Source organism: Nonomuraea sp. NPDC049784 (assembly GCF_040659615.1).
Taxonomy (GTDB): domain Bacteria; phylum Actinomycetota; class Actinomycetes; order Streptosporangiales; family Streptosporangiaceae; genus Nonomuraea.
The window spans coordinates 1-6,423 of the sequence record NZ_JBFAMX010000591.1 but is presented as its reverse complement, the minus strand read 5'-3'; the positions used below and the strand labels follow the sequence as shown (position 1 = coordinate 6,423).

Annotated in this window: 7 protein-coding genes and 1 pseudogene; 5 read left to right on the top strand and 3 right to left on the bottom strand. The window is 67.4% G+C overall.

Going from position 1 to position 6,423, the window contains the following annotated elements; translation table 11 throughout:
* Positions 1-207: 207 nt before the first annotated feature.
* Positions 208-372 (bottom strand): hypothetical protein, encoded by a 165-nt coding sequence (locus AB0J09_RS52785; RefSeq protein WP_360709574.1) that lies wholly within the window; start codon positions 370-372, stop codon positions 208-210.
* A gap of 222 nt (positions 373-594) precedes the next feature.
* Here AB0J09_RS52785 and AB0J09_RS52780 point away from each other — a divergent pair, with 222 nt between their 5' ends.
* The 4 genes from AB0J09_RS52780 to AB0J09_RS52765 all read left to right on the top strand — a co-directional run bounded on the left by AB0J09_RS52780 (position 595) and on the right by AB0J09_RS52765 (position 4,054).
* Positions 595-1,248: a response regulator transcription factor gene (locus tag AB0J09_RS52780; protein ID WP_360709572.1), complete on the top strand. Its 654-nt coding sequence runs from the start codon at positions 595-597 to the stop codon at positions 1,246-1,248.
* A 167-nt stretch (positions 1,249-1,415) separates the two neighbouring features.
* The gene (locus AB0J09_RS52775) at positions 1,416-2,537 is read left to right on the top strand and encodes a HAMP domain-containing sensor histidine kinase (RefSeq protein WP_360709570.1); all 1,122 of its coding nucleotides are present in this window, start codon (positions 1,416-1,418) and stop codon (positions 2,535-2,537) included.
* Between the two features lie 309 nt (positions 2,538-2,846).
* A complete protein-coding gene (locus tag AB0J09_RS52770; RefSeq protein ID WP_020542847.1) occupies positions 2,847-3,146 on the top strand; it encodes a DUF4193 domain-containing protein in 300 nt (99 codons plus the stop codon).
* 77 nt (positions 3,147-3,223) lie between these two features.
* Positions 3,224-4,054 carry a hypothetical protein gene (locus AB0J09_RS52765; protein WP_360709568.1) on the top strand — a complete coding sequence of 277 codons (831 nt, stop codon included), beginning with the start codon at positions 3,224-3,226 and terminating at the stop codon, positions 4,052-4,054.
* Here the strand turns inward: AB0J09_RS52765 and AB0J09_RS52760 are convergent.
* Positions 4,043-4,639, bottom strand: a complete 597-nt coding sequence (locus AB0J09_RS52760; protein ID WP_360709566.1) for a TetR/AcrR family transcriptional regulator — start codon at positions 4,637-4,639, stop codon at positions 4,043-4,045. The genes AB0J09_RS52765 and AB0J09_RS52760 overlap by 12 nt on opposite strands.
* Before the next feature lie 3 nt (positions 4,640-4,642).
* Positions 4,643-5,938 (bottom strand): phenylacetate--CoA ligase PaaK, encoded by a 1,296-nt coding sequence (gene paaK, locus AB0J09_RS52755; protein WP_360709564.1) that lies wholly within the window; start codon positions 5,936-5,938, stop codon positions 4,643-4,645.
* 143 nt (positions 5,939-6,081) lie between these two features.
* Here paaK and AB0J09_RS52750 point away from each other — a divergent pair.
* Positions 6,082-6,423 (top strand): annotated as a pseudogene (locus AB0J09_RS52750) (hypothetical protein); the annotation flags it as partial.

Sequence of the window (6,423 nt, the reverse complement as noted above, 5' to 3'; positions counted from 1 at the left end):
GACGGCGAGGCCACCTTGACGTAGCCGTCATCGTCGAGATCGATCTGCCCCTTGACCAGCCCCCGGGCTCTTCGAGGAGCTGCATGACCTCCTGGCGCCACTCGACCCCGAACGGGACGCCTGACCCGCCGTACGAGAGGCGACGCTTCGTTCGCCCGGTGAGACGCGAAACGGCCGGAGCCCTGGGCTCCGGCCGTTTCCGCGTGGCTAACGGGGCAACGGGACGCCGTGATCGTCGGCCAGCCGCCGCAGGTCCTCGATCTCGGCGGTGAGTGTGTCGGCGAGGTAGTCGTCGCCGACACTGTGGGCCTCCCGCAGGCCCTTATAAGCCTGGTCGAGGCGGTGTTCGATCGTGGTCGTGAACTCGCCCATCTCACCTACTCCCTGGGGTCCGATCCGTGCTTGGGGCGGAGTACGCCCATTGCCGGGTAATGGTGTCTCGCAGGCATACCCCGGCTTGTCGCCCCCCGAAACATGAATTTCTCCCTCCCGTGCCTGACCACGGCGTCACCCACCCCTGAACATGGCTTACCGTGCGCTTATCGACACTGTGAGCAGAATGAGTGACCACAACCGGAGAGAGGTGCATCAGGCGTGCGGGTGCTGGTTGTAGAGGATGAGCGGGTGCTCGCCGACGCGATCGCGACCGGGCTGCGGCGCGAGGCCATGGCGGTCGACGTCGCCTACGACGGGGGCGGCGCCCTCGAGCGGACCTCCTATATCGACTACGACGTGATCGTGCTCGACCGCGACCTGCCGGTCGTCCACGGCGACGAGGTGTGCCGGCGCCTGGTGGAGCAGCGCAGCGCCTCGCGGATCCTGATGCTGACCGCGTCGGGTGACGTGGACGACAAGGTGGAGGGTCTCGGCCTGGGCGCCGACGACTACCTGGCCAAGCCGTTCGTGTTCATCGAGCTGGTCGCCAGGGTACGCGCGCTCGGCCGCCGCTCCGCCCCCGCCCTGCCGCCCGTCCTGGAGCGCGGCGGCATCCGGCTCGACCCGGGCAAGCGGCTGGTGGAGCGCGACGGCAAGGAGATCGTGCTGACCAAGAAGGAGTTCGCGGTGCTCGAGGAGCTGATGCGCGCCGAGGGCGCCGTGGTCAGCCAGGAGGACCTGCTGGACAAGGCGTGGGACGAGAACATCGACCCGTTCACGAACGTGGTCCGCGTGACCATGATGACGCTGCGGAAGAAGCTGGGCGAGCCTCAGGTGATCGAGACTGTGCCCGGAGTTGGGTACAAGCTGTGACTGATAGGCCAGAGCGCGAAGCGGGGCCGACGCATCCGATGATCAGCCCGCATTCGGAGAGGAAGGCTACGCGCGTTCAGGAGGCTCCACCGCCCAGCGGCCCGCCCGCCTGGGACGGTCCGCCCCCGCCGACGCACGCTCCGGTGCAACGGACGACGATGGAGCGTATGAGGGCGCTCCCCGCGAAGGTCAGCATCCGGTGGCGGCTGACGCTTACCTACGGTGCGCTGGTCTTCGCGGCCTCCGCGGTGCTGCTGTTCTCCGTCTACTCGATCGTCGCCCAGGCCATCGACAACAACTGGCCGACGCTCAACATCGGGGGCCTGCAGGATCAGCTCGTCTGGCGGGACGCGCAGCAGCAGGCCGTGACGGCCGCTCAGAACGCGTTGCTGCGCAGCTCCTTGATGGCGCTGGTCGGAGTGGGCATCCTGTCGCTCATCATCGGCTACTTCGTCGCGGACCGGGCGCTGCGCCCGGTGACGAAGATGACCGCCACGGCGCGCAAGCTCTCCGAGAGCACGCTCGCCCACCAGCGCATCGCCCTGGAGGGCCCCAATGACGAGCTGAAGGAGCTGGCCGACACGTTCGACGCCATGCTCACCCGGCTCAACGTCGCCTTCGACACCCAGCGCAGATTCGTGGCCAACGCCTCCCACGAGTTGCGCACCCCTCTCACGATCAACCGGACGGTCCTCGAGATCGCCCTGTCGGATCCCGAGGCGTCCGAGGATCTCAAAGCGCTCGGCCGTACCCTCCTCGAGGTCAACGCGCGTAACGAGAAGCTCATCGAGGGACTGCTGCTGCTGGCGAGGAGCGAGCGCGAACTCGCCGTGCGCAAACCGCTCGACGTTCAAGAAGTCGCCCAGACGGCCGTGGAACAGGTCCAGCCGTTCGCCCAGGAACACGGTGTCACCGTGACGACCGAACTGGTCAGCGCGCCTACCATAGGCGATCCCGTGCTGTTGGAGCGGTCCGTCAGCAACCTGCTGGAGAACGCCGTCAAGTACAACATTCCCGAAAACGGAAAAGTCTGGATCCGGACGGGAATGGTGGACGGTGCCTTGGTTGTTCAGGTGGCCAACACGGGGCAACACGTCCCGGCGTACGAGGTGAACAGCCTGTTCGAGCCGTTCAGGAGGCTCCATGCGGATCGTGTGGAATCGGCCAAGGGGGCGGGGCTCGGGCTGTCCATCGTTCGTGCGGTGGTGCAGGCACACGGTGGAAATGTGGCTGCCGTGCCGCGCGATGGTGGAGGGCTGGTCGTGACCATTCGGCTGCCAAGACGCTGAGACTCGTGTTGCTCCGATGCGTTCATCCGCGTGTTGATGTACGGGGGGCGTCTCGTTCTGGCCACACATGTGGTTGGATGTGCCGTCGAACACGGTGGTGCATGACGCCAAGGCTGTGGGTTTCGCCATATTTGGCTAACCATTGCCGACGGCAGCAGGCCCTGACGTGTTGGGAGGTTCGTTGTCCGTTCCCGCGGGGTACCGATGGGAAATCTCCCCGACGGAACGGGCACAAGATGGGCTTCCTGGACGTTAGAAGACGCGCGATGAGCGCGAAGACATATTGATGAGGGGGATGGAGTAAGCACAATGGCTACCGACTACGACAGCCCGCGCAAGACAGACGACGACCTGGGTGAGGACAGTCTCCAGGAACTCCAGGCGCGGCGCACCGACAAGTCGTCTGGCAGCATCGACATCGACGAGACCGACCTGGCCGAGTCGCTCGAACTGCCTGGTGCGGATCTGTCGAACGAAGAGCTCTCCCTGCGGGTCATTCCCCGCCAGGCTGACGAGTTCACCTGCTCGCGCTGCTTCCTGGTGCACCACCGCAGCCAGCTGGCCTCCGAGAAGAACGGCCAGCAGGTCTGCCGGGAGTGCGCCGCCTGATCGACTGGAGCGAAGGACTCGGGGTAAGGACGAATACCGACCCTGAGCAGTCGCGACCATGAGGACGGAGGCATCGCGTGGCCCAACCTGAGAAGGACAAGCAACCAGGCAACGAGGTCGCCGGCCCCGAGAACGAGGTCGGCGAACTCGTTGGCAAGCTCACAGCGCCCGGCGAGCTCGAGCCGGCCGAGCGGCGCAGGCTGCTCGGCCGACTAGCTCTGGCCCTGTCCAACGGGGCGAAGAAGACGCGCGCCAACGGCGCCGATCGGGGGCGCTGGCTGGCCGACGTCTTCCTCAACATCGCCCCCCGCATCCCGATCAGGGACCTGCACACCCTTTCCGAGCACCACCACGGCCTGACCGGCGAGCAACTCGCCGACGACCTCGTGCGCACCGCCCAGAAGGCCACGATGACGGTCGGGGCCATCGGCGGAGCACTCGCGGCTGCGGAGTTCGCCGCACCGCCCCTCCTGCTCTCCGCCCCCGCCCAGCTCGTCGCCGAGACCATCGTCGTCGCCGCCATCGAGGTCAAGCTCCTGGCCGAGCTGCACGAGGTCTACGGCGTCAGCGTCCAGGGCTCCGGCACCCAGCGCGCGGTCGCCTTCACGGCCGCCTGGGCCAAGCAACGTGGCATCGACCCCCTCACGCCCACGTCCGTCTCGCTGGCGCTCGGCGCGGCCACCAAGACCGCCCTACGCAACCGCCTCCTCCGGACGCTCGGCCGCCACCTGACCACGCTCGGCCCCTTCCTCACGGGAGCGGTCGCGGGTGGCGCGCTCAACCGGATGGCCACCAAGAAGCTCGGCGACGCCGTACGCAACGACCTGCGCATCAAACGGCCTGCCGCACCCCCTGGCACCCCACCCGCGGAGATCGATCCCCAGCGGCGCGGGGAGTTAGACGCGTAGGCCGCTGAAGGTCATCTTGAGCAGCGCGTCGGCCAGGTCGTCCGCCGATGCGCCGCGCGCCGGCTGATACCACTCGGTGATCGAGTTCACCGTGCCGAACAGCAGGCGCGTCACCAGGGCCGGGTCCACGTCCGGCCGGATGCTTCCCTCCGCCGCCGCCTCCTTGACCAGGTGGCTGAAGAACCCGTCGAACTCCCGCCGCCGCTCCAGCGCCGCCTGCTCTGTCCTGCTGTTGCCGCGCACCCGTAGCAGCAGTGTGACGTACGGTAGCCGGTCCACGAGAATGCGCACGCTCTGCCGTACCGCCCACTCCAGGCGGTCGATCGCGGGGCCCGAGGCGGCCCGCTCGTCGGCCACCACCGCGAACAGCCCGTCGAGCGCCCGGTCGAGCGCCCGCGCCAGAAGCTGCTCCTTGCCCGGTACGTGGTAATAGATGGCCGACTTGGTGACGCCGAGCGCCCTCGCGAGGTCCTCCATGCTCGTCCCGTCGTAGCCGCGTTCGTTGAAGACGTCGACGGCGATGGCCAGCACGGACTCCGGGTCGTGTCCGCGCTTGCGCTGACGGGTGGGGGTTGGAGGGGCCATGGGTTAATTATCCCGCTTGTCGATGACTCGTTTGAGCTTGCCGACCGAGCGCTCCAGCGTCTCCGGGTCCACGACCTCGACCTCCACGCTCACGCCGACGGTGTCCTTGACGGCCTTGCGCAGCGCCCCACCGGCCTCCGCGCCGCCCGCGAAGCCAGGGCGGCCCTCGACCCTCACCGTCATCACGTCGAGCCGCTGAGGGCGGGTCAGGAGGAGCTGGAAGTGCGGTGACAGGCCCTCGGTACGCAGCACGAGCTCCTCGATCTGGGTCGGGAACACGTTCACGCCGCGCAGGACGATCATGTCGTCGGTCCGGCCCGTCACCTTCTCCATGCGCCGGAACGCGGGCCGGGCGGTGCCGGGCAGCAGCCTGGTCAGGTCGCCCGTGCGGTAGCGGATGACCGGCATGGCCTGCTTGGTGAGGCTGGTGAAGACCAGCTCGCCCGCCTCCGACGGCTCGCCGGTGAAGGGATCGACCGTTTCCGGGTAGAAGTGGTCCTCCCAGATGTGCAGGCCGTCCTTGCTCTCGACGCACTCGTTCGCCACGCCGGGGCCGATCACCTCGGACAGGCCGTAGATGTCCACGGCGTGCAGGTCGAAGCGGTCCTCGAGCTCGGCACGCATCCGCTCGGTCCACGGCTCCGCGCCGAAGATCCCGATCCGCAGCGACGACGCGCGGGGATCCTGGCCCTGCCTCTCGAACTCGTCCAGCAGGGCCAGCATGTACGACGGCGTGACCATGACGATGTCGGGCCGCAGGTCCGTGATGAGCTGGACCTGGCGTGGCGTCATGCCGCCCGAGACCGGCACCACCGTGCAGCCCAGCCGCTCGGCCCCGTAATGGGCGCCCAGACCGCCGGTGAACAGGCCGTACCCGTAGGCCACGTGCACCATGTCGCCGGGGCGGCCGCCGGACGCGCGGATCGAGCGGGCCATGACGTCCGCCCAGACGTCCAGGTCGTGCTTGGTGTAGCCCACGACGGTCGGCTTGCCCGTGGTGCCGCTGGAGGCGTGGATCCTGGCCACCTGCTCGCGCGGGACGGCGAACATGCCGAACGGATAGCAGTCGCGTAGATCCTGCTTCGTGGTGAAAGGGAATTTCGCCAGATCGCCGAGTTCCTTGCAGTCGTTCGGATGAACTCCCGCATTATCGAATTTTTGCCGATAAATCGGGACATTTTGGTAAGCGTGGCTAAGTGTCCGTTGGAGTCGGTCGAGCTGGAGCGCTATGAGCTCGTCGCGGGAGGCCCGCTCAATGGGGTCGAGTTGGTCCGGCGCGGGGGGATCGCCGAGTCTCATGGGTTTCCACCTATCTGAGCTCTCTGCCGCGGTCACGGAACTGCGCGACGCGCGCTCTCCAACGCAAGTCTTCCCTTGTCAACTGACCGAATGTTCGGTAAACACTTCACCGTCCGGACTATCCCTGTCAAGAGGTGAACACCATGTTCGAGCAGCACCGCGAGACTCTGGAGAAGGCGCTGTCCGCCATCGCCGAGCGGGGATACTGGAGCGCCTACCCCGAGTCGCCGAGTCCCCGCGTCTACGGCGAGGGGGCGGCCGAGCGGGGCAAGGAGGCGTTCGAGTCCTACCTCGGCAAGCCGTTCCCCCTCGACCAGCCGGGCACCGGGTCCTGGATCGGGGCCGAGCGCTCGCCGTACGGGATCGACCTCGGCGTCACCTACCCGGAGCAGCCCAGGAGATACAGAGAAATGGCTCGTTACACGGGCGCGGACTGCAAGCTCTGCCGTCGCGAGAAGACCAAGCTCTTCCTCAAGGGCAGCAAG

What these genes read in the sequence shown, in the direction of transcription:
- AB0J09_RS52785 (WP_360709574.1), bottom strand. Translation starts at nt 372, where the DNA reads ATGGGCGAGTTCACGACCACGATCGAACACCGCCTCGACCAGGCTTAT.
- AB0J09_RS52775 (WP_360709570.1), top strand. Translation starts at nt 1,416, where the DNA reads ATGAGGGCGCTCCCCGCGAAGGTCAGCATCCGGTGGCGGCTGACGCTT.
- AB0J09_RS52770 (WP_020542847.1), top strand. Translation starts at nt 2,847, where the DNA reads ATGGCTACCGACTACGACAGCCCGCGCAAGACAGACGACGACCTGGGT.
- AB0J09_RS52760 (WP_360709566.1), bottom strand. Translation starts at nt 4,639, where the DNA reads ATGGCCCCTCCAACCCCCACCCGTCAGCGCAAGCGCGGACACGACCCG.
- paaK (WP_360709564.1), bottom strand. Translation starts at nt 5,938, where the DNA reads ATGAGACTCGGCGATCCCCCCGCGCCGGACCAACTCGACCCCATTGAG.